Here is a 23,561-nt window from a genome sequence, read left to right as displayed (position 1 = left end):
CAATATGACAGTACTTCAATCATTCCAACTGAAGGGCAAACTGGCCCTGATCACCGGGTCTTCTGCAGGTATCGGCTTTGCACTGGCCCGTGCTCTGGGCGAAGCGGGTGCCCATGTCATTCTCAATGGACGCAACGCTGACAAAGTAGCAGCGGCGGTAGCCACGCTTCAGGGCGAGGGCTTGAAGGTCAGCCAATCTGTTTTTGACGTGACCCATGCTCAAGATGTGGTGTCGGCTGTCAACAGAATAGAAACCGATGTAGGCGCGCTTGAAATTTTGATCAACAACGCCGGTATGCAAATTCGCGGTCCTTTGCATGAGTACAAGGACGAAGATTGGCACACCCTCATGCGCACCAACCTCGACAGTGTTTACTACGTTGGTAAAACTGTGGCGCAAAAAATGATTCCGCGTGGTCGCGGCAAGATCATCAACATCTGCTCTGTGCAAAGTGAGTTGGGTCGCCCCGGCATTGCGCCCTACACCGCCAGTAAAGGCGCGCTCAAAATGTTCACCAAGGGCATGGCCATCGATTGGGGACCCTTTGGCATCAACGTCAATGGCATTGGCCCAGGTTATTTCAAAACTGAATTGAATCAAAAATTGGTAGATGATCCTCAGTTTTCCTCTTGGTTGGTGGGCCGCACCCCCAGCAGACGCTGGGGCGATGTTGCGGATTTAGGCGGTGCTGCTGTCTTTTTGGCCAGCGATGCCTCCAAATTCGTCAATGGCCATATTCTCTATGTTGATGGCGGCGTCACCGCTACACTCTAAGCATTGCAACTCCAAACAAATTCATGCGCGCGCTCATTTGTCACTCAGCAAAAGATTTGAGAATTGAAACCACCGAGCTCCCTCCGATGGGCCCCAATCAGGTTCGGGTGAATGTGGCCTTTGGCGGCATTTGCGGTTCTGATTTGCATTACTACCAACACGGCGGCTTTGGCACCGTCAGAATCAAGCAACCCATGGCACTGGGCCATGAAATTTCTGGTGTGGTGAGCGCCTTGGGTGCCAATGTCAAACACCTTGAAGTGGGCCAACGCATTGCCATTTCGCCATCTCGGCCTTGCGGCACCTGCCGATACTGCCAACTGGGACAACACAACCATTGCCTCAACATGCGATTTTTTGGCAGTGCCATGCCCTTCCCTCATATTCAAGGTGCTTTTGCTGAGCAGCTCATCATTGAGGCCTATCAAGCCCATGCTATTGGCAAGCACTTGAGCCTCTCAGAAGCGGCATTGGCCGAGCCTCTTTCTGTTGGCCTGCATGCCATCCAGCGCGCTGGTGGCGTGTTGGGCAAGCAGGTCTTTGTCACAGGCTGCGGCCCCATTGGATCGCTCCTCATTGGTGCTTTGCGCCGAGCAGGTGCAGCCCGCATTGTGGCAGCCGACATTGCAGACCTGCCCTTAAAGTGCGCCAAAGAGATGGGTGCCGACGAAACCATCAACCTCAAAACCCAGCCTGAGTTGCTCGATAAATACAAAGCAGACAAAGGTCAATTCGAAGCAGTGTTTGAAGCTTCCGGCAGCGAGCCTGCATTGCGAGCGGGCCTGGATGTCATCATGCCGCGCGGCGTGTTGGTTACCGTCGGCATGGGAGGCGACATGAGTTTGCCCATGACCCAATTGGTTGCCAAGGAAGTCGACATGCGAGGCACCTTCCGCTTTCATGCAGAATTTGCCACCGCTGTACAGTTTTTGAATGAAGGTTTGGTCAATGGCAAGCCAGTGATTACTGGCATTCTGCCGATGGACAAAGCCATCGAAGCTTTTGAGTTGGCTTGCGACAAATCGCAATCACTGAAAGTTCAAATCGAATTTGAAGCCGCTTGATGAAAAGTCAAATTGACCATTTGGTGGTGGCTGCGCACAGCTTGCAACAAGGCGTTGAATGGTGTGAAGCCACACTGGGGATCACACCTGCTGCAGGGGGTGAGCATGAAAAATACGGCACACACAATCGGCTTTTCAAAATCGCTACGCCAGCGTTTCCAGTGGCCTATTTCGAAATCATTGCCATCAACCCGGATGCCGTGATCGAGAAAAAACCACCACCTGCGCGTTGGTTTGATTTGGACAGCAAACAACTCCAAGCTGAGTTGGCCAAGTCACCTCGTTTGGTACATTTTGTGGTCAATACAGACAACATTCAAGACGCGCGACATGCCTGGAAAAACCAAGGCATTGACCGCGGACCCATTATTCATGCAAGCCGCAAAACCCCCAAGGGCTTGTTGCAATGGCAAATTACGGTGCGGCCAGACGGCGACAGGTTGTTCAATGGCACTCTGCCAACCCTTATTCAATGGGGCAAGCCTGAAGCGGCAGACCCCATGCAACTGCATCCTCGCAATCATTTGCCCCGTTCTGGTGTGTCCTTGAAATCTTTAACAGTTTCACACCCCAGTGCAAGCAAGATCAAAGCGGCTTATGAGGCCATCATGCTGGGCAACATCGATGTGACGGAGGGTCCAGCCAACATCGTCGCCACATTGCAAACACCCAAAGGTCTGGTCACTTTAGAAAGTTTAGGCATTTGACCATGAGCGTTTTGCCTCAAACCGCCATGTCCAATGGCGCTTCAGACCATCCCATCATCGATGTCTTGATTGTGGGTGCTGGCTTGTCTGGCATTGGTGCTGCCAAACATTTGCAAATGCACAGCTCCCAAAGCAGCTGGTGCATTTTGGAATCAAGGGATGCCATTGGCGGCACATGGGACTTGTTTCGATATCCTGGCATTCGCTCAGATTCCGACATGTACACCCTAGGCTATTCATTCAAACCTTGGATCGATCACAAAGCCATTGCTGATGGCAGCACCATTCGGCAATACATTCAAAAGACGGCCGACGAAAATGGCATCACGCCGCACATTCGCCATGGCCACTCTGTTACTCACGCCTCATGGTCAAGCAGTGAAGCATGCTGGACGCTTACCGCAAACCAAAAAAACAATGACCAGCCCGTGGTCTTGAAAGCCCGATTTCTGTATCTTTGTTGCGGTTATTACAGCTATAAAAATGGCTACCAACCCAATTTTCCAGGACAAGCCAGTTTCAAGGGCGATTGGGTTCACCCTCAATTTTGGCCCGAGAAACTCAACTACGAACAGAAAAAAGTGGTGGTCATCGGCAGTGGCGCAACGGCGGTCACATTGGTGCCAGAAATGGCCAAAAAGGCCGCGCATGTCACCATGCTGCAGCGCTCTCCAACCTATGTCATTTCACTCCCCGCTGAAGATGGCTTCTCACTCACTCTGCAAAAGTTCTTGCCCTCCAAGTTGGCGTATCAAATCACTCGCGCCAAAAATGTGATCTTGGGCATGTTGTCGTATCAACTGGCCCGCAGCCAACCCGAATTTGTCAAACGTTACTTGGTCAAAATCGCTGCCAAGCAATTGCGCTCTGACGAACAAGCTCAGCATTTCTCGCCAGACTACAAACCATGGGATCAAAGGTTGTGCCTGATTCCCGATGGCGACTTGTTCAAACAAATCAGACGCGGCCATGCCAGCGTGGTAACAGATACCATTCAAACCGTGACCGAAAAAGGCCTGCAATTGAGCAGCGGTCAGTTTCTTGAAGCCGACATCATTGTGTCGGCCACAGGTCTGTCTTTGAACATGCTGGGAGATATTCAAGTCACGGTCGATGGGCAGGCTTTCAAACCCTCGCAGGCTATGGCCTACCGCGGCATGTGCTTGTCAGGCTTGCCCAATGCCATCATGACCTTCGGGTACACCAACGCATCTTGGACCCTGAAGGCCGATCTCACGGCTGTTTATGCTTGTCGTCTATTGAACTACATGAGGCAACATGGCTATCGAAAAGTGGTGCCAGTTCGCGATGCTTCTGTTGCAGAACAAGACTATTTGTCGTTCACGTCTGGTTACGTTCAACGTGCCAGCAGCATCTTACCCAAGCAAGGCTCGCGCGCACCCTGGCAAGTGAATCAAAACTACATCAAGGATATTTTCCTGATCAAATATGCCCGTCTGAATGATGGCATCATGCAGTTCAGTTAATTTGCACGTTCACTTCGAGGTTTCGACATGTTGGCTCTCTGGATTTTATTTTTACTCGCCACAAGTGTGATTGGCTTGATCGGATTCGCAGCTTTTTCCAACAAAAAGGCGGAAGATCTCTTGCCCCCTGCCGGTAAGTTTGTTCAATTGGGCGATACGCGTTTGCATTACATCGATCAAGGCCAAGGGCCAGCCATTCTGATGATTCACGGCTTGGCAGGCAATTTGCAAAATTTCACTTATGGCTTGGCAAAACCTTTGGCCGAAACCCACCGTGTGATTTGCGTAGACCGTCCTGCTTGCGGTTATTCCAAACGTGCATCCAATGCCGATGCCAGCCTTGAAGCTCAAGCCGACACCATTGTGAGTTTGCTAGACCATTTGCAAATTGAGTCTGCCGTTTTGGTAGGTCACTCTTTGGGGGGCGCTATATCGTTGGCCGCGGCGCAACGCCATCCTGACAAAATTAAGGCACTGGCACTCATCGCACCCCTCACGCGCTTGCCCGACGAACCCTCACCAGCGTTCAAACCCCTCAAAATTTCATCGCCCACCATGAGAAGCATTCTCGGTTGGACCCTGGCCATTCCTGGCACAATTTTCAGGATGTCAGAGAGTTTGAAATTCATTTTTGGGCCTGAAAGATTTCCCTCTGATTTTGCAATTCGAGGTGGAGGCATCTTGTCACTCAAACCTCAAACCTTCATCAGCGCATCGACAGATTTGCAAAATGCAGAGTGGAGCATGCCGCAAATTGAAGATTCATATGCCAGCATGAAAACACCTGTTCACGTGCTGTTTGCCAAGGAAGATCGCATCCTCGATTGCAAGCTCAATGGTGAAGACTTAAGGACTCGCATTCCTGGGACAAAGGTTACGGTGGTGAGCGGAGGACATATGCTGCCTGTGACTCAAATCGAAGTTTGCAAGCAATTCATTCAAGACGTGGCTGGATAAGACACCGGTTTGGCACCTTGGTGCCACACTTTGTATTTGTGCATCACCACCGCGTAGGCTTCTGAGTTTTCAAATTGAGTCAGCCAGTTTTGCAGAGGCAACCATGCTTGCGCATCAAACCACTCACGGTCTGTTCTGGCAAACTGCCGCACAAAGGGTGCAATTGCCGCATCAACCCAGCACCATTGGGCGCCCATCAATCCGGCCGTCTGGCTTAACCTGGTATTGAGAAGTTCTAGAAACTCTGAGCCCCCTTGCCGGTGAGCCAAGCCATCTGGTAAATCGTAGCGATTTGGGTATTTGTAACGGTCTAAATGCTGCTTGAATTCGCCGTCGCATTGCTGCACCAAGGCCAAGGCCTCTTCATGTTGCGAAGAGCCTGAGGTTGACCATGCGGCCGGATCATTTTGTTGCAATGCCCACTGAACAATGTCTAGGCTCTGCTCAAGCACTTGATCTTTGAGAACCAGTACAGGAACTGTCCCTTTGGGGGATACAGCCAACATGCTTTCTGGTTTTTGAGACAGCGCAATTTCGCGAATTTCACATCGGATGCCACACGACAAGAGCACCAATCGCGCACGCATGGCATAGGGGCAGCGACGGAATGAATACAACACAGGTGCATCAGCAGGCAACAAAGCAGCCATCCTTTCTTGACGTTGAGGCGTACCAATGTGATTGATTTGGCGCGCTTTGGCAATTTCCCATTGTTTTTGTCTTTCGCGAGCACTTTGCTTTTGCTCTTCGCTGGTGTGGGCGTGGCACCTTGGACAACTCACGCCCAACTCAAAGAAAGGCGTTTCTTTGGCACCAGGTGGTAATGGCTCGCGACAGCAGCGGCACAGCTCGTGCTGGCCTGGTTGCAGGCCATGGCCCACACTGACACGTTCGTCAAAAACAAAACACTCACCCTCCCACAAGCTTTTCTCTGGTGGAACAAGCTCTAAATATTTGAGAATACCGCCCTGCAAATGGTAGACGTCTTCAAAGCCATGCTCCAACATCAAGGAGGTGGATTTCTCACAGCGAATACCACCCGTACAAAACATGGCCACGCGTGGCTTGCGACCATTTTGAGCTTCGAGAGATTTGGCTTTTTCAACCCAACTTGGCAATTGTGAAAAGCTTTGAATCTGCGGATCGATGGCACCCTTGAATGTGCCAATTTCAACTTCATAATCGTTGCGTGTATCAATCAGGACCACATCGGGCGATGAAATCAAGTCGTTCCAGTCTTCGGGTTTGACATACTGCCCCACCCGCTTGATCGGGCTGATACCGTCCACCCCCAATGTGACAATTTCTTTTTTCAACCGGACTTTCATGCGGTGAAACGGCGCTTTGAATGTCCAAGATTCTTTGTGCTCGAGATCAGCCAGTTGGCTTGTTTGTCGCAAATAAGCCAACACGGCATGCACGTCTTGTGGCTGGCCTGCAATGGTGCTGTTAATGCCCTCACGCGCCAACAAAATCAAGCCCTTGACGTTGTGAGCTTCGCAAAAGGCCAACAAAGGTGCACGCCGGTCTGCATAGTCTGGCAAATCAACGAACTTGTAAAAAGCAGCCGTGAGGTACTTGGTTTCAGTTCCCGTTTCAGTTTCAGTCTCAATCGAAGTCATGGCTGTATTTTGCCTTGAGTCAAGACATGCGTATAAGCATTAAAGTTGTTTCAACAACTCAGCTGTTTCAAAAATCGGCAGCCCCATGATGCCGGTATATGAGCCCTGAATGGCTGAAATATGACAAGCCGCCAAGCCTTGAATGCCATAGGCGCCAGCTTTCCCAAACGGCTCACCTGTGGCCACATAGGCTTTGATTTCCGAAAGCTTCATAGGTGCAAATCTCACTTTAGAAACAGACACACTCAAAAGTCTGCGGCGGCCTGAGGCCACAGCCACCGCCGTTAAAACGCGGTGCGTTTGACCCGACAAGGTTTTGAGAATGCGCAAGGCGTCCTGTTCATTTTCAGGTTTGCCCAAAATGTTTCGCCCTAATGCCACCGTGGTGTCGGCGCACAACACAGGCGCAAGCGGCAGTTGCCTTTTTTGCATGCGCAGAACGGCCGCTTCCAGTTTCAATTGCGTCACCCTCTTCACGTAGGTGAGAGGCGCTTCACCCGGCATGACGCGTTCCAACAATTCGGTATCCTCATCGGGTGTTGCCAGCAGCAGCTCGTACCGAACACCCATCTGTTCGAGCAACTGCCTGCGTCTAGGGCTTTGCGATGCCAAGTAAACAAAGTCTTTCATGAGCGCTTTATTCTCGGTGATAAGGGTGGTTGGCGTTGATGGACCAAGCACGGTACAACTGTTCTATGAGCAGCACGCGCGCCATCGCGTGGGGCAATGTGAGGTCCGACAAACGAATGCGTTCATGGGCAGCTTCGCGAAAAGCAGGCTCTAGTCCATCGGGGCCGCCAATGATCAACGCCACATCATCGCCGCCAAGTTGCCAATCTTTCAAACGCTGGGCCAATGCAGTGGTGCGCAAAGGGGTACCGCGCTCATCCAGCACCACCACGCGTGTGCCGCGCGGAATGACGGCCTCAATGCGTTGACGCTCAGCAGCCACCAAAGTGTCGTATGTTTTGGAACCGCGGGGCTCGGTCTTGACCGCCTTGAGCTCTACTTTCAGTTCAGGGGGGAAACGCTTGGCGTAATCATCCCAAGCAGTTTGCGCCCAATCTGGGACACGCTGTCCCACTGCCACAATCAGCAGCTTCATGGAACTCAGGCCTTGGGCTTGGCCTTGGCGCTAGATTTGACAGCTGGTTTGACAGCTGGTTTGGCCACCGTTTTTGCAGAAGATTTTGGGGCCTTGCTAGCAGTTTTGCTAGCAGTTTTACCGGCCGCTTTGGCAGCAGGCTTACCAGCGGATTTTGCAGGTGCTTTGCGAGTCGGTTTCAAAGCTTCAGAACCCATAGGGCCCACAGGCACTGAATCGCGGCGTGTAGGCGTGCGGCCAGCGCTGACGTTGGCTTTCTTTTTTGCCACTGGCTTGCGCACTGGCTCGGCAGGCTTGGGGGCACCCAACTTAAGGCGAACCGGTTTGTCGCCCCAAATTTCTTCGAGGTTGTAGTAAGAGCGAATGGTGGGCTGCATGATGTGCGCCACAGCACTGCCACAATCGACAATGATCCACTCACCGTTGTCTTCGCCCTCAATGCGAGGCTTGGGATAACCCGCTTCGCGCACCTTGTCGCGCACACTGGCGGCCAAGGCCTTGGTTTGCCGGTTGGAGGTGCCGGAGGCAATGATGACGCGCTCAAAAAGGGCTGACATCTCTTCCGTGTCGAACACCACAATTTCTTGTGCTTTCACATCTTCTAGCGCATCCACAATGACGCGTTGAAGTTTTTGGGTGTCTTTTTTGGCAGAGGTTTCGGTCATCGGTCAGGCAGGTAAAGGTGATGGCGTTGAATATACAGCGCAACGGGCTCAGGGACCAAATTGTCAATGGCTTGCCCTTGGGCCACCCGTTCTCGAACTTGCGTTGCACTGTGTGGCAAATGGGGCAACTTCAGGACTTGGGTGGGAATATCGTGGTTAGGAACGTCTGGCACTGACATGCCAGGCATCTCGCGTTCAGCGACGCAAATTATAGCTCTCTGGGCAATTTCTTCGATTTCGCGCCATGTCCCGAGGGCTTTGCCCTGATCTTCACCAATGAACAAGAAGAATTGCGCCTCGGGTGTTTGCTTTTGGAGCGCTCTGAGGGTGTCGATGGTGTAACTGGGGCCCTGGCGGAGCAATTCAGTCTCATCAATGCTGACTTTGCTCAGATGAGCAAAAGCCAGCCGCGCCATTTCGGCCCTGTGAGCCCCGCTGCTCAAGTCTCTGGGTTTGTGCCATGCGTCTCCCGTTGGGATGACACGCAGCGCATCCAAACCAAATTGAGCAATAGCCGCTTCGGCCATGGCCACATGGGCATTGTGAGGCGGATCAAAAGCCCCCCCCAAGATGCCAATACGCTGTGGCATCAAACCCAATCCCTGGGCTTTAAATACCGAGTGCTCAATTGCGCCTCGGCAGAATCGGGTGCATCTACACGGTTGTAGGACCAGCTCACCAGCGAGGGCATCGACAACAAAATTGATTCGGTGCGGCCACCCGATTGCAAACCAAAATGTGTGCCTCTGTCCCAGACCAAATTGAACTCCACATAGCGGCCTCTGCGGTACAACTGGAAATCTCTTTCACGCTCACCGTAGGGAGTGTCTTTGCGGCGCAAGACCAAAGGCAAATAGGCTTTGAGCAAACCGTTGCCAACGTCTTGCATCATGGCAAAGCCTTTTTCAAATCCGAGTTCTGAAAAGTCATCGTAAAAAATGCCACCTATACCGCGCGCTTCATTGCGGTGCTTTAAAAAGAAATAGTCATCGCACCATTTTTTAAACTTGGGATGCAAGTCAGCGCCATAGGGCTGAACTGCTTCTTTGCAGACTTGGTGAAAATGCACGGCATCTTCTTCAAAGCCATAGTAAGGCGTCAAATCCATGCCACCACCAAACCAAGCCACCGGTGCTTGCCCCTCAGGCTTGGCCACAATCATTCGCACATTCATGTGAACCGTGGGTACGTAAGGGTTGCGCGGGTGAAAAACCAGCGACAAACCCATGGCCTCAAACGGAGCACCCGACAATTCGGGGCGATGTTGAGTGGCAGAGGGAGGCAGCTTGGGTCCTGTGACATGCGAAAAACCACACCCTGCCCTTTCGAACACTGGGCCACCCTCCAAAATTTGAGTGATGCCGTCGCCCTGCAACATCTCACCTTCAGGCTTGCGCCAAGCATCCACCACAAACGCCGTACCGTCTAGGTCGTGTAGGGCCTGAGTGATTCGCGATTGCAGTTGGATTAAAAACTCTCGAACAGTTTGTGCTTGACTAACTTGCATGCTGGGTCTTTCTGTCTGTAGCCTTGTCAGCTGTCATTGAATCCCTGATGGAGACGCTTTGGTGTTGGGGTCTTTGGCGGGCAACGGTCTAATAGGCGCTGCATTGTCGATGTGAAAGCCTTCCACGCCTTCATACATTTTTCTCAAATAAGCGTAATCGGTTTCGACATCTCCGGTGAGTTGAATAAAACCTTCAAATTTGAGCTCTTTCTTTTTGTAATCCAACCTCACCACTCCCAAAGGCAACTTGGATTTGAGCGCAAGTTGGTAGAAACCACTCTTCCAACCCTCGGTGCGTTTTCGCGTACCTTCAGGGGACAAACCCAACCACATGAATTTGTTGGCGCGTTGGTGCTCGGCAAAAACTTCAAGCATTTCGCCCACCACACCCCGCGGAGATGAACGATCAATGGGCACGCCACCGATCCAGCTCACCCAACGACCAAAAAGTGGAACTTTGAACAAGGAGTCTTTGCCCCAGAAGTGCACTGGCAATCCCATGGTCCACTTGCACAACATGGCCGTCATGAAATCCCAATTGCTGGTGTGGGGGTAAACAATGGCCACACCTTGCAACGTCGGAAGCCCCTGAAAATCAACGCGCCACCCAATGAGTTTGAGCACCCACGAGGCCCAGGCCTGGCCTTTGAACTGAACCGGAAAGGGACCTGGAATTAACACAGGCTCAGAAAGTTTTTGATCTACCACGGGGTTCACGATTTGATCGCCCTAAAACCAATATCCCTTCGATACTGTTGCCCATCAAAATGAATGCCTTGGGCCACTTCATAAGCCTTTTGCTGCGCTTGCTTCACGGAATCAGCCAACACTGTGACACAAAGCACGCGCCCACCCGATGTCAATGTTTGCCCGTCTTTGGCTTCGGTGCCTGCATGAAAGACCATGGCATCGAGTTCATCTTTGGGCAAACCAGAAACCACATCACCTTTGCGCGGACTCTCCGGATAGCCTGCGGCAGCCATTACCACACCCAGTGCGGTGCGGCGGTCCCACACCAACTCAACGGCATCTAACTTTTCGCTGGTTGCAGCCAGCATCACTTCCACAAAATCGCTCTTCAAACGCATCATGATGGCTTGCGTTTCGGGGTCTCCCATGCGGCAATTGAACTCCAATGTTTTGGGATAACCTTGGTCGTCAATCATCAAGCCAGCATACAGAAAGCCTGTGTAAGGAATACCATCTTTTTCCATGCCCTTGATGGTAGGCATGATCACTTCGCGCATAGCTCGGGCATGCACTTGAGCGCTGACCACTGGTGCTGGAGAGTAGGCCCCCATGCCGCCGGTGTTGGGGCCTTCATCTTTATCGAGCAATCGTTTGTGATCTTGACTGGTGGCCAAGGCCAGCACATTTTTGCCATCGCACATCACAATGAAGCTAGCCTCTTCGCCCTGCAAAAATTCTTCAATGACCACGCGGGGCAACGCAGCACCGTCTGCACCTGTGTTGTGAACCACGCCCAATGTGTTGTCTAACAACATAAAGTCGATGGCCGCATGCGCCTCTTCAGCGCTCATGGCCACCACCACACCTTTGCCCGCAGCCAAACCATCTGCCTTGACCACAATGGGCGCGCCCATTTTGTCAATGTAGGCATGCGCCAAAGCAGGGTCTGTGAAAGTTTCATAGACCGCTGTGGGTATGCCATGCCGCTTCATGAAAGCTTTTGAAAATGCTTTGGAACTTTCCAATTGCGCAGCGGCTTGTGTGGGTCCAAAGATTCGCATGCCATGCGCTCTGAACACATCGACCACACCTGCTGCCAATGGCGCTTCTGGCCCCACCACCGTGAGATCAATTTTTTCTTGTTGCGCCCACGCCAGCAGCGCATTCACATCCGTGATGGGCACATCTATCAAGTTGGGATCACGCGCTGTACCGCCATTGCCTGGGGCTACAAACACTTTCTGAATGCGTTCAGATTGAGACAACTTCCAGGCCAACGCATGTTCGCGTCCACCTCCACCTACAACCAATACTTTCATCGATCAAACCTTATTCAGAAATGCTTGCGTTGTGAAAAACGTTTTGCACATCGTCTAAATCTTCCAAAACATCTATGAGTTTTTGCATTCTGGCAGCATCGTCAGCCGCCAAGTCAATGCTGTTTTCTGCACGCATGGTCACTTCAGCCATGTCAGCTGTCAAGCCGGCCGCTTCGAGGGCATTTTTAACAGCTTCAAAGTCTGCTGGGGCGGTCAGCACCTCAATGGCGCCTTCTTCATCCGTCACCACATCTTCAGCACCCGCTTCCAGCGCCACCTCCATCACTTTGTCTTCCGACGTGCCAGGCGCAAAAATCAATTGACCACAATGCTTGAACTGAAAAGCCACGGAGCCTTCGGTGCCCATGTTGCCACCATGCTTACTAAAGGCATGGCGTACTTCGGCCACTGTGCGCACGCGGTTGTCTGTCATGGTGTCGACAATGATGGCCGCGCCGCCAATGCCATAGCCTTCGTATCGAATTTCTTCGTAGGTCACGCCTTCTAAGTTACCCGTAGCCTTGTCAATGTTGCGTTTGACGGTGTCAGCCGGCATGTTGGCGGCTTTGGCTTTTTCGATGGCCAAGCGCAAACGGGGGTTGGCCGACGGATCGCCGCCGCCCGTTCTGGCCGCCACCATGATTTCTCGGACCACGCGGGTCCAAATGCGCTGGCGTTTTTCGTCTTGTCTGCCCTTGCGGTGCTGAATATTTGCCCATTTACTGTGGCCAGCCATCTGAAAATCCTTGTTGTTGATTTAATCTACTGGGTGAGATTTTACTTTTCTAGTTGGGGGGACCCTTTTTCATGCCAAATCAACTCTTGATTGCCCGCAATCAAACCACAGATTGCCACATTTTGATGGGGATGGCCAACCGCCATGGCCTGATCACAGGCGCCACAGGCACTGGAAAAACGGTCAGTTTGCAAACTTTGGCCGAAAATTTCTCCAACCAAGGGGTTCCGGTCTTCATGGCCGACGTCAAGGGTGATTTGGTCGGCATTAGCCAAGCCGGTCACCTGAGCGAGAAAATCAAGGGTGTTTTGAAAGAGCGCAGGCTCGATGAGCCCAGTGCCCAAAGCTGCCCCACCACCCTGTGGGACGTGTTTGGCAAACAGGGACACCCTGTCAGGGCCACCATTTCTGACATGGGGCCATTGCTCCTAGGCCGCATGCTGAACCTCAATGAGACCCAAGCAGGTGTCTTGAATTTGGTCTTCAAAATTGCAGATGACCAGGGATTGCTGCTTTTAGACCTCAAAGACCTGCGGGCCATGCTTCAGCATGTGGGCGAAAACGCGAGGCAATTCACCACAGAATATGGCAACGTGAGTGCCGCCAGCGTGGGCGCCATTCAGCGCGGTTTGCTTGAAATTGAAAGCCAAGGCGCTGACAAGTTTTTTGGCGAACCCATGCTCAATATCCAAGACTTTTTACAAACGGATGCCAAGGGAAAAGGCGTGATCAACTTGCTGTGTGCCAGCGAACTCATGAATGCTCCTCGGCTTTATGGCACTTTCTTGCTTTGGCTCTTGTCTGAACTTTTTGAGCAATTGCCAGAAATTGGCGACCCCGAGAAACCAAAGCTTGTCTTTTTCTTTGATGAAGCGCACCTGCTGTTCAATGAAGCACCCAAGGTCCTGATTGAACGGATGGAGTTGTTGGTGCGCCTCATTCGCTCTAAAGGCGTAGGCGTTTATTTCGTCACGCAAAATCCGCTGGATGTACCTGAAACGGTATTGGGCCAATTGGGCAATCGGGTACAGCATGCGCTGAGAGCGTTTACACCACGCGACCAAAAAGCAGTCAAAGCCAGCGCTCAAACCATGCGTGCCAATCCGTCTTTGGACATTGAGAAGGCCATCACAGAATTGGCAGTAGGAGAAGCCTTGGTGAGTTTCCTTGACGAGAAAGGCCGACCTGGCATCACCCAGCAGGCCTTTGTCATGCTGCCAGGTAGCCAACTGGGCCCGATTACGCCCGAGCAGCGCAAAGCCTTGCTCGACAACTCCTTGGTGGCGGGTGTTTATGAAAAAGCCATTGACCGTGAGTCTGCTTACGAGACTCTCAAGGGAGCGCAGCCAACTTCAGCCGCTGGCTCAAATGGCACATCGTCTGCCAACAACAGTTCGGTGCCCTCTTCCAATGAAACAGGCGATAACGGCCTTTTAGGCGGCCTTGGCGACGTTTTATTTGGTCGCACTGGACCTAGGGGTGCCAAACAAGACGGCTTGGCCCAAGCCATGGTCAAGTCAGCGGTTCGAACCATTGGCTCCAGTGTGGGACGAGAAATTGTTCGAGGGGTCTTGGGGGGTATTTTGGGTGGCCGAAGAAGATAGAAAAAAAGCCGGATCAATCCGGCTTTTTTTAAGTTGCCTTAATTGGCTGTGGCCTCTTCAGGCTCGTGCGGTTCCGATTTGGAGTTTCGGCCTTCCTTCTTGGGCAAAGGCTGAATGTCGAGCAACACCTCGTCTTTGTCGTCCAGGTCGACGCTCAAGCGACCGCCATCGATCAAACGACCAAACAGCAACTCGTCGGCCAAAGCCTTCCGAATGGTGTCTTGTATCAAACGCTGCATAGGGCGCGCGCCCATGAGCGGATCGAACCCTTTTTTGGCCAAGAATTTGCGCAACTTGTCGCTGAAAGTAACGTCCACTTTCTTCTCTGACAACTGTGTTTCCAGTTGCAACAAGAACTTGTCGACCACGCGCATGATGATTTGCTCATCCAAAGCTTTGAAGCTGACCATGGCATCCAGCCGGTTGCGGAACTCAGGGGTGAACAAGCGTTTGATGTCGCCCATTTCATCGCCTGCTTGACGCGGGTTGGTGAAGCCAATGGTGGCCTTGTTCATGGTTTCGGCACCGGCATTGGTGGTCATGATGATGATCACGTTGCGGAAGTCGGCTTTGCGGCCGTTGTTGTCCGTCAATGTGCCATGGTCCATCACTTGCAGCAACACATTGAAAATGTCGGGGTGCGCTTTTTCAATTTCATCGAGCAGCAAGACGCAATGTGGCTTCTTGGTAACGGCCTCGGTCAGCAAACCACCTTGGTCAAAGCCTACATAGCCTGGAGGCGCGCCAATGAGGCGACTCACCGCATGACGCTCCATGTACTCGGACATGTCAAAGCGAATGAGTTCGATGCCCATGATGTAGGCCAGCTGCTTGGCGGCTTCTGTTTTACCAACACCGGTTGGGCCACTGAACAAGAATGAGCCAATGGGCTTGTCGGTTTTACCCAAACCAGAACGTGCCATTTTGACAGCAGAAGCTAACACCTCGAGGGCTTTGTCTTGACCAAACACCACACTCTTCAAATCGCGCTCAATGGTTTGCAGTTTGCTGCGATCGTCATTCGACACATTGGCTGGCGGAATGCGCGCAATCTTGGCCACAATATCCTCAATCTCGGTTTTGCCAATGGTCTTCTTGCGCTTAGACGGCGGCAAGATGCGCTGTGCAGCACCGGCTTCGTCAATCACGTCGATGGCTTTGTCGGGCAATTGACGGTCGTTGATGAACTTGGCAGACAACTCGGCAGCAGCTTGCAGCGCCGCATTGGCGTACTTCACGCTGTGGTGTTCTTCGAAGCGCGATTTCAGACCCTTCAAAATATCCACTGTTTCGGCCACAGTGGGCTCAACCACATCAACCTTTTGGAAGCGACGTGACAAGGCGGCGTCTTTTTCGAAGATGCCACGGTATTCCGTGAAGGTGGTGGCGCCAATGCACTTCAATTGGCCGCTAGACAAGGCAGGCTTGAGCAAGTTGGAAGCATCCAAAGTGCCACCAGAAGCGGCACCTGCGCCAATCAAGGTGTGAATTTCGTCGATGAACAAAACGGCATGAGGCTTGTCTTTCAGGGCTTTCAAAACACCTTTCAGACGCTGTTCAAAATCACCGCGGTATTTGGTGCCGGCCAACAATGCACCCATGTCGAGTGAATAGACCACGGCCTCAGCCAAAATTTCTGGCACGCTGCCTTGCGTGATGCGCCATGCCAAACCTTCGGCAATGGCGGTTTTGCCCACACCGGCCTCGCCCACCAACAAGGGATTGTTTTTACGGCGACGGCACAAAATTTGAATGGTGCGCTCAACTTCGTATTCACGACCGATGAGCGGATCGATCTTGCCTTCTTTGGCCATCTGGTTCAGGTTCTGTGTGAACTGCTCCAAAGGAGAGGCTTTTTCATTGCGCTCGCTGCCACCACTGCTTTCTTCGCTTTCGGGTACTGGCGCAGAATCGCTGCCTTTGGAGGCTTCGGGTGGATCGCTCTTGCGAATGCCATGTGCAATGAAGTTCACAACATCCAAACGGGTGATGCCTTGCTGGTGCAAATAGTAAACGGCGTGCGAATCTTTTTCGCCAAAAATGGCTACCAACACATTGGCTCCAGTCACTTCTTTCTTGCCACTGCCAGTCGATTGGACATGCATGATGGCGCGCTGAATGACCCGCTGAAAACCCAAGGTCGGCTGTGTATCAACCTCTTCGGTACCTGCTACTTGAGGTGTGTTGTCCTTGATAAACGACGACAGCGATTGACGCAAATCGTCTACTTGCGCTGAACACGCACGCAATACTTCTGCTGCGCTGGGGTTGTCCAGCAATGCCAACAGCAAATGTTCCACGGTAATGAACTCGTGACGCTGCTGACGCGCCTCAACGAAGGCCATGTGCAAACTGACTTCCAATTCTTGGGCAATCATGTGATTTCCTTAAATGCCTTGCGGAGGTGAAAAATAATAGGTTGGGCAAATTTGTTGAATTTCAACTGCTTTATGCCACATTCTTGCTCGATTTTTGTGCGATTCATGCCACAGGCTCACTCACACACTGAAGTGGGTGACCTGCTTGGTTGGCTGCATCTAGTACCTGGTCCACCTTGGTGGCCGCCACGTCACGGGTGAATACGCCACAAACACCTTTGCCGTCCAAATGAATTTTCAGCATGATTTGAGTGGCGGCTTCGCGGTCCTTGTTAAAAAACTCTTGAAGAACCAAAACAACGAATTCCATGGGAGTGTAGTCGTCGTTCAACATCACTACCTGGTACATCTGAGGCGGCCCGACTTTGGCAGGGCGTCTTTCTAAAACCACAGAATCACTATTTCCTGGTGAACGTCCGGGTTCACCAACAGATCCTGGTGGTTTGGGTAAATTTGGTTTTGGAGGTTTCTCGGTTGCCATGTTTTCATTCTATAGAGGCTAGGCCCTCTTCTGCTTGACTCGCCAGAAAAGTCCTTATGACGCAACGCAGCAATTTATCATCAGTCGGGTAAACCTTGAATTGACAACTCACATATCAGTGAATTAAATGTTCCTTACAGAACAAAACTGATGGAGACAGGCATGCCCAGTGGAACAGTCAAATGGTTCAATGACGCCAAGGGATTTGGGTTTATTCAACCCGATGGTGGCGGGCCAGACGCTTTTGCGCACTTTTCAGCCATCACCATGGAAGGCTTTAAGAGTCTCAAGGAAGGTTCGAGGGTGAGTTTTGAATTGGCTGAGGGCCCCAAAGGCCCAATGGCCATCAACATTCAGGCCGAACAAAGTACCGAACCAAGTTCTTGAAAGCCCATCGAGACTTTAGTACACCCAGAAAAAAGCTCCTGAGAATAAATTCTCAAGAGCTTGATTCAAATTGAATGGTCGGCGTGGCGGGATTCGAACTCGCGACCCCTTGCACCCCATGCAAGTGCGCTACCAGGCTGCGCTACACGCCGACAAGCTTTAAATTATAGCCCGAGAATGCACTCAGTTTGAGAGTAAATCTCGAATATCCATCAATTCACGGCGCAGCGTTGGAAGGCTGCTGGTGACTTGCAGGCTACTGGCTCTTTGTGCACTTTCCATGGCCATAGAAGCTTTTTCAAGCGCTTCAGAAGGTGTGCCATCTTCATCAAAATCATCCAACAACTCATCGTCCAATGAGCCGTTTTCAATGAGGTCTTTTTTCAACCCTTTTTGAGCTTGGGCCAGTTCCTGCATTTTGTTTCGCGCACCGCTGATGGTGAAACCCTGCTCATAAAGCAAATCGCGAATTCTGCGAATCATGAGCACTTCATGGTGCTGGTAGTAGCGGCGATTGCCTCGGCGCTTGATGGGCCGCAGCTGCGTGAATTCCTGCTCCCAATAGCGAAGCACGTGTGGCTTCACACCACAAAGCTCACCAACCTCACCAATGGTGAAGTAGCGCTTGGCTGGAATAGATGGGAGGGAGTTCTCCATTGGAATCACTAACTTGCTGGGGGAATTAACAAGCTTACTCTAAGCATGGGGTCTACGTAAAGACCCATTTAATAAAATTTGATGAATCTAGAAATTCAAATACTGAAAATTAGCCATCAGATTTTTCATCGCCTTGAATCACTGCCTTCAGCTTGTGACTGGCGTGGAAAGTTGCCACGCGTCTGGCCTCGATGGGAATCAATTCTCCAGTGCGTGGATTGCGGCCTGGCCTGGGCGCTTTTTCGCGAATTTGGAAATTTCCAAATCCAGAAATTTTGACATCGGTGCCTTGAACCAATTGTGTGGCGATCAAATCAAAGAATGAGTCGACCATGTCTTTGGACTCGCGCTTGTTCAAACCAATTTGCTCAAACAACAAATCTGCCAAATGCGCTTTGGTCAGCGCAGGCGTTTCGAGACTTTCAACAGAAAAATCCATATCAACTTCCTTTCGCCATTAAGAACGCAAGCGCGCTGACAGTTTCAGAGACAAATGATCCAACACAGCCTTGACTGTGGATTCAATTTGAATCTCTGTCAATGTGGCTTCATCGCTGTACATGCTCAACCTGACAGCCAAACTTTTCTCAATGCCCAGAGTGGCCTGCGGACGAAACACGTCAAACAAGATAGCACTGCGCAACAATCCTGCGGTGGGTGCTTCATAAACTGCAGCCATCAAATCGGCATGTGTGACTTTCTCTGCCACCACCACCGCAATGTCGCGCTCAACCGCTTGAAAGCGTGCCACACCCTGAGCAACCGGGACTTCGCGTTGTAGCACAGCCTCTAAATCGAGCTCGAAAAGGATGGGAGCATGCTGCAAATCCCACGACTGACGCCAGCGGGGATGCAACTCTCCTACATAACCCACTACATGGCCATTCAACTTGACGCTGGCGCAACGACCAGGGTGCATGGCTGGGTGCTCTGCCGCTTCAAACTCAGGCTTGGCAGGCGCCATCAGTGCTTCTATTTCACCTTTGACATCAAAGAAATCAACATGGCGAACTTTGCCGCCCCAAGAGGTTGAGGTCACAGGACCGTATGCCACGGCAGACACACGCATCGGTTGACTCAAACCTTCGACGGTGGTGTCTGTATTTTTGACAGTTGCATCGCGCAAGAACACCCGGCCCAACTCAAAGACACGGACGCGTTCGGCCTTGCGATCGAGATTGAACTTCACCACCTGCAAGAGAGAGCCCAACAAACTGGTCCGCATCACACTCATCTGGCTGGCAATGGGATTCAACAATTTCAGAGGATTGGGGTTGCCCGCCAACTCATGTTCCCAGCGTTCTTCTACAAAACTAAAATTGATGGTTTCTTGGTAACCCAAAGCCGCCAAACTGCGGCGCACCGCAAACGGGCCGCGCTCACTTTCTTTCCTGATCTTGGCAGTGATCGGTGCCAATGGGGGTGTGGTTGGCAGCTGGGTGTAACCCACCATGCGAGCCACTTCCTCAATCAGGTCTTCTTCAATTTCCAAATCGAATCGCCAGCTTGGTGGGTTGACTGTGATCAGTCCTTCCGCCTCGGTCACCTCAAAACCCAAACCGCGCAAAGCGTCGGCACACTGTGTTTGTGACAGCGCCATGCCAATCACTTTGACAGCACGTGCCACTCGGAGTGTGACGGGTTTGCGAACCGGCATGTTGAGCTTTTGATCGTCAACAGGTCCAATTTGCGTGGTGGGCGTGCTGCAAATGTCTATGACCAATTGGGTGATACGCTCAATGTGGTCAACCGTGCTGTCGGGATCTACGCCACGTTCAAAGCGATGTCCGGCATCGGTAGAAAAGTTGTAACGGCGTGAACGACCAGCAATGGCTTTGGGCCACCAGAAAGCAGCTTCAATGTAAATATTCTGAGTGTCATCAGACACTGCAGTGGCGTCACCCCCCATGATGCCTGCCAATGACTCAACTTGGGCATCGTCTGCAATCACACCTACTTTGTCATCGACGGTAACTGTGTTGCCATTGAGCAACTTCAATGATTCTTCAGCACGACCCCAACGAACTTGCAAACCACCATGGATTTTGTCGAGATCGAAAATATGCGAAGGCCGCCCCAATTCAAACATCACATAGTTTGAAATATCGACCAAAGGACTCACACTGCGTTGGCCGCATCGTGCCAAGCGGTCTACCATCCAAGCGGGTGTTTGCGCTTTGGGATTGACGCCCTTCACCACCCTGCCACTGAAGCGACCGCACAAATCGGTAGCTTCCACTTTAACTGCCAATCTGTCTTGAACTTGAGCCTTCAATGCATTGAACACGGGCGCCTTCAAGGGAGTGCTGGTTAATGCAGACACTTCACGAGCAATGCCATACACACTCAAGCAATGCGCCAAATTGGGCGTGAGTTTGAGTGTGAACAACGTGTCGTCTAGCTTCAAATAGGTGCGAATACTTTGGCCCAAGGGCGCGTCCGCTGGCAACTCTAGTAAGCCGCCATGATCGTCAGCAATCTTCAATTCTTTGGCAGAGCACAGCATGCCTTGGCTTTCAACGCCGCGCAACTTGCCCACCTTGATGAGGAAGGGTTTACCGTCTTCGCCAGGTGGCAACTCTGCGCCCACCATGGCGCAAGGAATTCGAATACCAACGCGGGCATTGGGCGCACCACAGACAATATTGAGCAAGCTAGCTTGACCCACATCCACTTGGCAAACGCGCAAGCGGTCTGCATTGGGGTGCTGCTCCGCGCTTTTAATTTCACCAATGACCACATTGGAAAAAGGTGGCGCCACTGGTTGAAGTTCTTCAACTTCAAGACCAGCCATGGTGAGTGTTTCGGCGAGTTGTTCTGTCGTGAGGGGCGGGTTGCAAAACTCACGCAGCCAGGATTCAGGAAATTGCATGGTCTTTAATTATTGAAATTGACTCAAGAAGCGAACGTCACCGTCGAAGAACAAGCGCAAATCATTCACGCCATATCGGAGCATGGTGAGACGGTCGGGGCCCATACCGAAAGCAAAGCCAATGAATTTTTCGGGGTCGAGGCCCATGTTGCGAACCACGTTGGGGTGCACTTGACCAGAGCCCGCCACTTCCAACCAACGACCCGCCAAAGGACCGGTTTGAAATTGAATGTCTATTTCTGCGCTGGGTTCTGTGAATGGGAAGAAGCTAGGGCGGAAGCGCAAGACCAAGTCGTCGCTTTCAAAAAATGTGCGGCAAAAATCTGTGAACACCACCTTCAAATCTTTGAAGCTGACGTTCTCGCCAATCCACAGCCCTTCGCACTGGTGGAACATGGGCGAATGCGTGGCATCGCTGTCGACACGGTAGGTGCGCCCAGGTGCAATGACGCGAATTTCGGGCATGCCCTTCCCTGCTTCCAATTGTGCTTTGTAACGCTTGACGTGTTGTACCGCATGTCGAATTTGCATGGGGCTGGTGTGTGTGCGCAGCAAATGACCGCCTTCAACATAGAAGGTGTCGTGCATGGAGCGTGCGGGGTGATCTTCGGGTGTGTTGAGGGCTGTGAAGTTGAACCAGTCGGTTTCAATTTCGGGGCCCTGTGCCACTTCAAAACCCATCGAGCCAAAAATTTGCTCGATGCGTTCTAAGGTGAGAGACACAGGATGCAGGCCGCCTTGTGTGAGGGGGCGACCTGGTAAGGTGACATCAAAAGCTTCTGCTTTCAGTTGAACAGCCAACTCGGCATCGGCCAAAGCTTGGCGGCGTGCTGTGAGCGCAGCTTCAATGCCCTGCTTGGCAACGTTAACCGCTGCGCCAAAGGTTTTCTTCTCTTCAACGCTCAAAGAAGCCATGCCCTTCATCATTTCGGTGATGCGGCCTGACTTGCCCAAATACAGGGCCTTGGCATTCTCAAGATCGGCGGGGGTTTGGGCTTGCGCAAAACTGCTGCGAGCCGCTTCAACCAAACTGTCCAACTCGGTCATGGTGGCAACTTTAAAAGGAACTTAAATTCAAAATGAAAAAAGGATTGAAGCCTTCGCAAGCCTCAACCCCTTTGATTGACTGCGTGAGTACTTAAGCTGCGGCCAACTTGGCCTTGACTTGGTTCACGATGCCAGCAAAAGCGGCCTTGTCGTGCACGGCGATGTCCGCCAACACTTTACGGTCGATTTCGATAGCAGCCTTTTTCAGGCCGTTGGCAAATTGGCTGTAGGTGAGACCGCATTCACGGGCCGCTGCGTTGATACGCGCGATCCACAACTGACGGAACACACGCTTCTTAGCACGACGGTCACGGTATGCGTACTGACCGGCCTTCATCACCGCTTGTTTAGCGATGCGGAAGACATTACCGCGGCGACCGCGGAAACCTTTGGCCAGGGCCAATACTTTTTTGTGACGGGCTCGTGCCGTAACACCACGTTTTACGCGAGGCATATTTTCTCCTTGTTCGTCAGTGAATTACAGGCCAGCCGATGGCAGCATTTGTGCCATGTGACCCATGTTGGTCTCATGCACGCCTACTGGGCCACGGAGGTGACGTTTGTTCTTGGTTGTCTTCTTCGTCAAGATGTGACGCTTGAAGGCTTGACCGCGTTTAACGGTACCACCAGGACGAACACGGAAGCGCTTTTTGGCGCTACTTTTGGTCTTCATTTTGGGCATTTGACTGCTCCTTATTTTGTGCTCGTGAGGCGTCTGCAAACTCCTTGCAGCCTTGTTGGCCCCGAGCCACTTTTAATCAGCCATTCACTTTCGTGTTTGACTGTGCGAGGTTTTTTCAAACCTCATTTTTTAGAGCTCCCGAAGGAACTCTTCAAACTCACTCTGAAGCTGCCGGAGCGGCTTCGTTGGCTGATTTACCAGCCGGTTTTTTGCGCCCTGGTGCAATCATCATGATCATTTGGCGGCCTTCCAACTTTGGAAACTGCTCAACCACAATCAGATCGCCCAAGTCATCGCGAATACGCTGCAACAGTGCCATGCCCAACTCTTGGTGGGTAATTTCGCGACCGCGAAAACGCAGGGTCACTTTGCACTTGTCACCATCGGCCAAAAAGCGGCGGATGTTGCGCATCTTGATGTTGTAGTCACCGTCATCGGTACCGGGTCGGAATTTGATTTCCTTGATCTCAATGACCGTCTGCTTGGCTTTGGCTTCAGCAGCACGTTTTTGTTCTTGGTATTTGAACTTGCCGTAGTCCATCAAACGACAAACCGGGGGTGTGGCTGTGGCTGCAATTTCAACCAAGTCAACATCCAACTCTCCTGCCATGCGCAATGCATCTGCCAAAGAAACGATTCCGAGGGGTTCGTTCTCGGGTCCGGACAAACGGACCTCAGGGAAAGTGATTTCACGGTTCAGGCGATGCTTACGCTCTTCGCGCTGACGGCGGTCACGAAATTCGGTGGTAGCGATGGTTCAAATCCTTTAATAAAAAACTGCACAAGGCAGCCCAAACCGACGAGCAAGCGTCAAGCTAA

25 protein-coding genes and 1 tRNA gene are annotated in these 23,561 nt (G+C 51.8%); 7 read left to right on the top strand and 19 right to left on the bottom strand.

Translation table 11 applies throughout. The features are described from left to right. Positions 1-4 precede the first annotated feature (4 nt). From B9Z32_RS12570 to B9Z32_RS12550, 5 genes are read left to right on the top strand one after another with little or no spacing between them, the layout of a single operon-like run. Positions 5-775, top strand: a complete 771-nt coding sequence (locus tag B9Z32_RS12570) for an SDR family oxidoreductase (protein ID WP_108421767.1) — start codon at positions 5-7, stop codon at positions 773-775. A gap of 23 nt (positions 776-798) precedes the next feature. Beyond that, entirely contained in the window at positions 799-1,839 is a 1,041-nt protein-coding gene (locus B9Z32_RS12565; protein ID WP_108421766.1) for an L-idonate 5-dehydrogenase, read from the top strand. Beyond that, the gene (locus tag B9Z32_RS12560) at positions 1,839-2,546 is read left to right on the top strand and encodes a VOC family protein (protein ID WP_108421765.1); all 708 of its coding nucleotides are present in this window, start codon (positions 1,839-1,841) and stop codon (positions 2,544-2,546) included. The genes B9Z32_RS12565 and B9Z32_RS12560 overlap by 1 nt, the downstream gene beginning before the upstream one ends. 2 nt (positions 2,547-2,548) lie before the next feature. Continuing rightward, positions 2,549-4,033, top strand: a complete 1,485-nt coding sequence (locus B9Z32_RS12555) for a flavin-containing monooxygenase (protein WP_369909957.1) — start codon at positions 2,549-2,551, stop codon at positions 4,031-4,033. A 27-nt stretch (positions 4,034-4,060) separates the two neighbouring features. Then, positions 4,061-4,990 carry an alpha/beta fold hydrolase gene (locus B9Z32_RS12550; protein WP_108421764.1) on the top strand — a complete coding sequence of 310 codons (930 nt, stop codon included), beginning with the start codon at positions 4,061-4,063 and terminating at the stop codon, positions 4,988-4,990. Here the strand turns inward: B9Z32_RS12550 and B9Z32_RS14310 are convergent. Genes B9Z32_RS14310 through B9Z32_RS12505 form a run of 9 tightly spaced genes read right to left on the bottom strand, consistent with a single transcriptional unit; the run spans position 4,972 to position 12,634 of the window. Continuing rightward, positions 4,972-6,612: a rhodanese-related sulfurtransferase gene (locus tag B9Z32_RS14310; protein ID WP_108421763.1), complete on the bottom strand. Its 1,641-nt coding sequence runs from the start codon at positions 6,610-6,612 to the stop codon at positions 4,972-4,974. The two genes, B9Z32_RS12550 and B9Z32_RS14310, sit on opposite strands and share 19 nt — an antisense overlap. Before the next feature lie 39 nt (positions 6,613-6,651). After that, entirely contained in the window at positions 6,652-7,242 is a 591-nt protein-coding gene (locus B9Z32_RS12540; RefSeq protein ID WP_108421762.1) for a nucleoside triphosphate pyrophosphatase, read from the bottom strand. 7 nt (positions 7,243-7,249) lie between these two features. Then, the gene (rlmH, locus tag B9Z32_RS12535; protein WP_108421761.1) at positions 7,250-7,717 is read right to left on the bottom strand and encodes a 23S rRNA (pseudouridine(1915)-N(3))-methyltransferase RlmH; all 468 of its coding nucleotides are present in this window, start codon (positions 7,715-7,717) and stop codon (positions 7,250-7,252) included. A 5-nt stretch (positions 7,718-7,722) separates the two neighbouring features. Continuing rightward, positions 7,723-8,382: a ribosome silencing factor gene (gene rsfS / locus B9Z32_RS12530; RefSeq protein ID WP_108421760.1), complete on the bottom strand. Its 660-nt coding sequence runs from the start codon at positions 8,380-8,382 to the stop codon at positions 7,723-7,725. Further along, complete coding sequence (nadD, locus tag B9Z32_RS12525) at positions 8,379-8,972, bottom strand: nicotinate-nucleotide adenylyltransferase (RefSeq protein ID WP_108421759.1); 594 nt, start codon at positions 8,970-8,972, stop codon at positions 8,379-8,381. The genes rsfS and nadD overlap by 4 nt, the downstream gene beginning before the upstream one ends. Continuing rightward, positions 8,972-9,889 (bottom strand): oxygen-dependent coproporphyrinogen oxidase, encoded by a 918-nt coding sequence (gene hemF / locus B9Z32_RS12520; protein ID WP_108421758.1) that lies wholly within the window; start codon positions 9,887-9,889, stop codon positions 8,972-8,974. Before hemF ends, nadD begins: the two co-directional genes overlap by 1 nt. 33 nt (positions 9,890-9,922) lie before the next feature. Further along, entirely contained in the window at positions 9,923-10,606 is a 684-nt protein-coding gene (locus B9Z32_RS12515) for a 1-acyl-sn-glycerol-3-phosphate acyltransferase (RefSeq protein WP_158268213.1), read from the bottom strand. Continuing rightward, the gene (purD, locus tag B9Z32_RS12510; protein WP_108421756.1) at positions 10,603-11,898 is read right to left on the bottom strand and encodes a phosphoribosylamine--glycine ligase; all 1,296 of its coding nucleotides are present in this window, start codon (positions 11,896-11,898) and stop codon (positions 10,603-10,605) included. Before purD ends, B9Z32_RS12515 begins: the two co-directional genes overlap by 4 nt. Positions 11,899-11,908: 10 nt before the next feature. Beyond that, positions 11,909-12,634: a YebC/PmpR family DNA-binding transcriptional regulator gene (locus tag B9Z32_RS12505; protein WP_108421755.1), complete on the bottom strand. Its 726-nt coding sequence runs from the start codon at positions 12,632-12,634 to the stop codon at positions 11,909-11,911. Between the two features lie 71 nt (positions 12,635-12,705). On the opposite strand from B9Z32_RS12505, the gene B9Z32_RS12500 reads away from it, so the two are divergent. Further along, entirely contained in the window at positions 12,706-14,238 is a 1,533-nt protein-coding gene (locus tag B9Z32_RS12500) for a helicase HerA-like domain-containing protein (RefSeq protein WP_108421754.1), read from the top strand. Between the two features lie 38 nt (positions 14,239-14,276). On the opposite strand, the gene clpA is transcribed toward B9Z32_RS12500, so the two are convergent. After that, the gene (gene clpA, locus B9Z32_RS12495; protein ID WP_108421753.1) at positions 14,277-16,616 is read right to left on the bottom strand and encodes an ATP-dependent Clp protease ATP-binding subunit ClpA; all 2,340 of its coding nucleotides are present in this window, start codon (positions 16,614-16,616) and stop codon (positions 14,277-14,279) included. A 103-nt stretch (positions 16,617-16,719) separates the two neighbouring features. After that, positions 16,720-17,097 carry an ATP-dependent Clp protease adapter ClpS gene (gene clpS, locus B9Z32_RS12490; RefSeq protein WP_108421752.1) on the bottom strand — a complete coding sequence of 126 codons (378 nt, stop codon included), beginning with the start codon at positions 17,095-17,097 and terminating at the stop codon, positions 16,720-16,722. Positions 17,098-17,259: 162 nt separating this feature from the next. On the opposite strand from clpS, the gene B9Z32_RS12485 reads away from it, so the two are divergent. Continuing rightward, complete coding sequence (locus B9Z32_RS12485; protein WP_108421895.1) at positions 17,260-17,484, top strand: cold-shock protein; 225 nt, start codon at positions 17,260-17,262, stop codon at positions 17,482-17,484. A gap of 75 nt (positions 17,485-17,559) precedes the next feature. Here the strand turns inward: B9Z32_RS12485 and B9Z32_RS12480 are convergent. The 8 genes from B9Z32_RS12480 to infC form a co-directional block, all read right to left on the bottom strand. Next, positions 17,560-17,636, bottom strand: a tRNA-Pro gene (locus B9Z32_RS12480). Positions 17,637-17,667: 31 nt separating this feature from the next. Further along, positions 17,668-18,141: a MerR family transcriptional regulator gene (locus tag B9Z32_RS12475; protein ID WP_108421751.1), complete on the bottom strand. Its 474-nt coding sequence runs from the start codon at positions 18,139-18,141 to the stop codon at positions 17,668-17,670. Between the two features lie 109 nt (positions 18,142-18,250). Next, the gene (locus B9Z32_RS12470) at positions 18,251-18,580 is read right to left on the bottom strand and encodes an integration host factor subunit alpha (RefSeq protein WP_108421750.1); all 330 of its coding nucleotides are present in this window, start codon (positions 18,578-18,580) and stop codon (positions 18,251-18,253) included. Between the two features lie 18 nt (positions 18,581-18,598). Continuing rightward, positions 18,599-21,013, bottom strand: a complete 2,415-nt coding sequence (gene pheT, locus B9Z32_RS12465; protein ID WP_108421749.1) for a phenylalanine--tRNA ligase subunit beta — start codon at positions 21,011-21,013, stop codon at positions 18,599-18,601. Between the two features lie 9 nt (positions 21,014-21,022). Then, positions 21,023-22,060, bottom strand: coding sequence for a phenylalanine--tRNA ligase subunit alpha (gene pheS, locus B9Z32_RS12460; RefSeq protein WP_108421748.1), 1,038 nt, complete (start codon positions 22,058-22,060; stop codon positions 21,023-21,025). A gap of 91 nt (positions 22,061-22,151) precedes the next feature. Then, complete coding sequence (gene rplT / locus B9Z32_RS12455) at positions 22,152-22,514, bottom strand: 50S ribosomal protein L20 (RefSeq protein ID WP_055360961.1); 363 nt, start codon at positions 22,512-22,514, stop codon at positions 22,152-22,154. A gap of 24 nt (positions 22,515-22,538) precedes the next feature. Further along, positions 22,539-22,742, bottom strand: coding sequence for a 50S ribosomal protein L35 (gene rpmI, locus B9Z32_RS12450; RefSeq protein ID WP_055360962.1), 204 nt, complete (start codon positions 22,740-22,742; stop codon positions 22,539-22,541). A 157-nt stretch (positions 22,743-22,899) separates the two neighbouring features. Beyond that, complete coding sequence (infC, locus tag B9Z32_RS12445) at positions 22,900-23,496, bottom strand: translation initiation factor IF-3 (protein ID WP_090128906.1); 597 nt, start codon at positions 23,494-23,496, stop codon at positions 22,900-22,902. Positions 23,497-23,561 lie beyond the last annotated feature (65 nt).

This window comes from Limnohabitans sp. MMS-10A-178 (assembly GCF_003063375.1).
In the GTDB taxonomy this organism is placed as follows: domain Bacteria; phylum Pseudomonadota; class Gammaproteobacteria; order Burkholderiales; family Burkholderiaceae_C; genus Limnohabitans_A.
Note: the sequence above shows the minus strand (reverse complement) of the source record. Positions and strands in the feature narration are given on the sequence as shown.

Excerpts from the sequence above, each read along its gene's own strand:
- rsfS (WP_108421760.1), bottom strand. The coding sequence starts at position 8,382 with ATGACCGAAACCTCTGCCAAAAAAGACACCCAAAAACTTCAACGCGTC.
- nadD (WP_108421759.1), bottom strand. The coding sequence starts at position 8,972 with ATGCCACAGCGTATTGGCATCTTGGGGGGGGCTTTTGATCCGCCTCAC.
- clpA (WP_108421753.1), bottom strand. The coding sequence starts at position 16,616 with ATGATTGCCCAAGAATTGGAAGTCAGTTTGCACATGGCCTTCGTTGAG.
- rplT (WP_055360961.1), bottom strand. The coding sequence starts at position 22,514 with ATGCCTCGCGTAAAACGTGGTGTTACGGCACGAGCCCGTCACAAAAAA.
- hemF (WP_108421758.1), bottom strand. The coding sequence starts at position 9,889 with ATGCAAGTTAGTCAAGCACAAACTGTTCGAGAGTTTTTAATCCAACTG.
- B9Z32_RS12560 (WP_108421765.1), top strand. The coding sequence starts at position 1,839 with ATGAAAAGTCAAATTGACCATTTGGTGGTGGCTGCGCACAGCTTGCAA.
- B9Z32_RS12565 (WP_108421766.1), top strand. The coding sequence starts at position 799 with ATGCGCGCGCTCATTTGTCACTCAGCAAAAGATTTGAGAATTGAAACC.
- B9Z32_RS12555 (WP_369909957.1), top strand. The coding sequence starts at position 2,549 with ATGAGCGTTTTGCCTCAAACCGCCATGTCCAATGGCGCTTCAGACCAT.
- B9Z32_RS12475 (WP_108421751.1), bottom strand. The coding sequence starts at position 18,141 with ATGGAGAACTCCCTCCCATCTATTCCAGCCAAGCGCTACTTCACCATT.
- clpS (WP_108421752.1), bottom strand. The coding sequence starts at position 17,097 with ATGGCAACCGAGAAACCTCCAAAACCAAATTTACCCAAACCACCAGGA.
- B9Z32_RS12505 (WP_108421755.1), bottom strand. The coding sequence starts at position 12,634 with ATGGCTGGCCACAGTAAATGGGCAAATATTCAGCACCGCAAGGGCAGA.
- B9Z32_RS12500 (WP_108421754.1), top strand. The coding sequence starts at position 12,706 with ATGCCAAATCAACTCTTGATTGCCCGCAATCAAACCACAGATTGCCAC.
- pheT (WP_108421749.1), bottom strand. The coding sequence starts at position 21,013 with ATGCAATTTCCTGAATCCTGGCTGCGTGAGTTTTGCAACCCGCCCCTC.
- B9Z32_RS12470 (WP_108421750.1), bottom strand. The coding sequence starts at position 18,580 with ATGGATTTTTCTGTTGAAAGTCTCGAAACGCCTGCGCTGACCAAAGCG.
- B9Z32_RS12550 (WP_108421764.1), top strand. The coding sequence starts at position 4,061 with ATGTTGGCTCTCTGGATTTTATTTTTACTCGCCACAAGTGTGATTGGC.
- rlmH (WP_108421761.1), bottom strand. The coding sequence starts at position 7,717 with ATGAAGCTGCTGATTGTGGCAGTGGGACAGCGTGTCCCAGATTGGGCG.
- B9Z32_RS14310 (WP_108421763.1), bottom strand. The coding sequence starts at position 6,612 with ATGACTTCGATTGAGACTGAAACTGAAACGGGAACTGAAACCAAGTAC.
- B9Z32_RS12485 (WP_108421895.1), top strand. The coding sequence starts at position 17,260 with ATGCCCAGTGGAACAGTCAAATGGTTCAATGACGCCAAGGGATTTGGG.
- B9Z32_RS12570 (WP_108421767.1), top strand. The coding sequence starts at position 5 with ATGACAGTACTTCAATCATTCCAACTGAAGGGCAAACTGGCCCTGATC.
- B9Z32_RS12540 (WP_108421762.1), bottom strand. The coding sequence starts at position 7,242 with ATGAAAGACTTTGTTTACTTGGCATCGCAAAGCCCTAGACGCAGGCAG.
- purD (WP_108421756.1), bottom strand. The coding sequence starts at position 11,898 with ATGAAAGTATTGGTTGTAGGTGGAGGTGGACGCGAACATGCGTTGGCC.
- pheS (WP_108421748.1), bottom strand. The coding sequence starts at position 22,060 with ATGACCGAGTTGGACAGTTTGGTTGAAGCGGCTCGCAGCAGTTTTGCG.
- rpmI (WP_055360962.1), bottom strand. The coding sequence starts at position 22,742 with ATGCCCAAAATGAAGACCAAAAGTAGCGCCAAAAAGCGCTTCCGTGTT.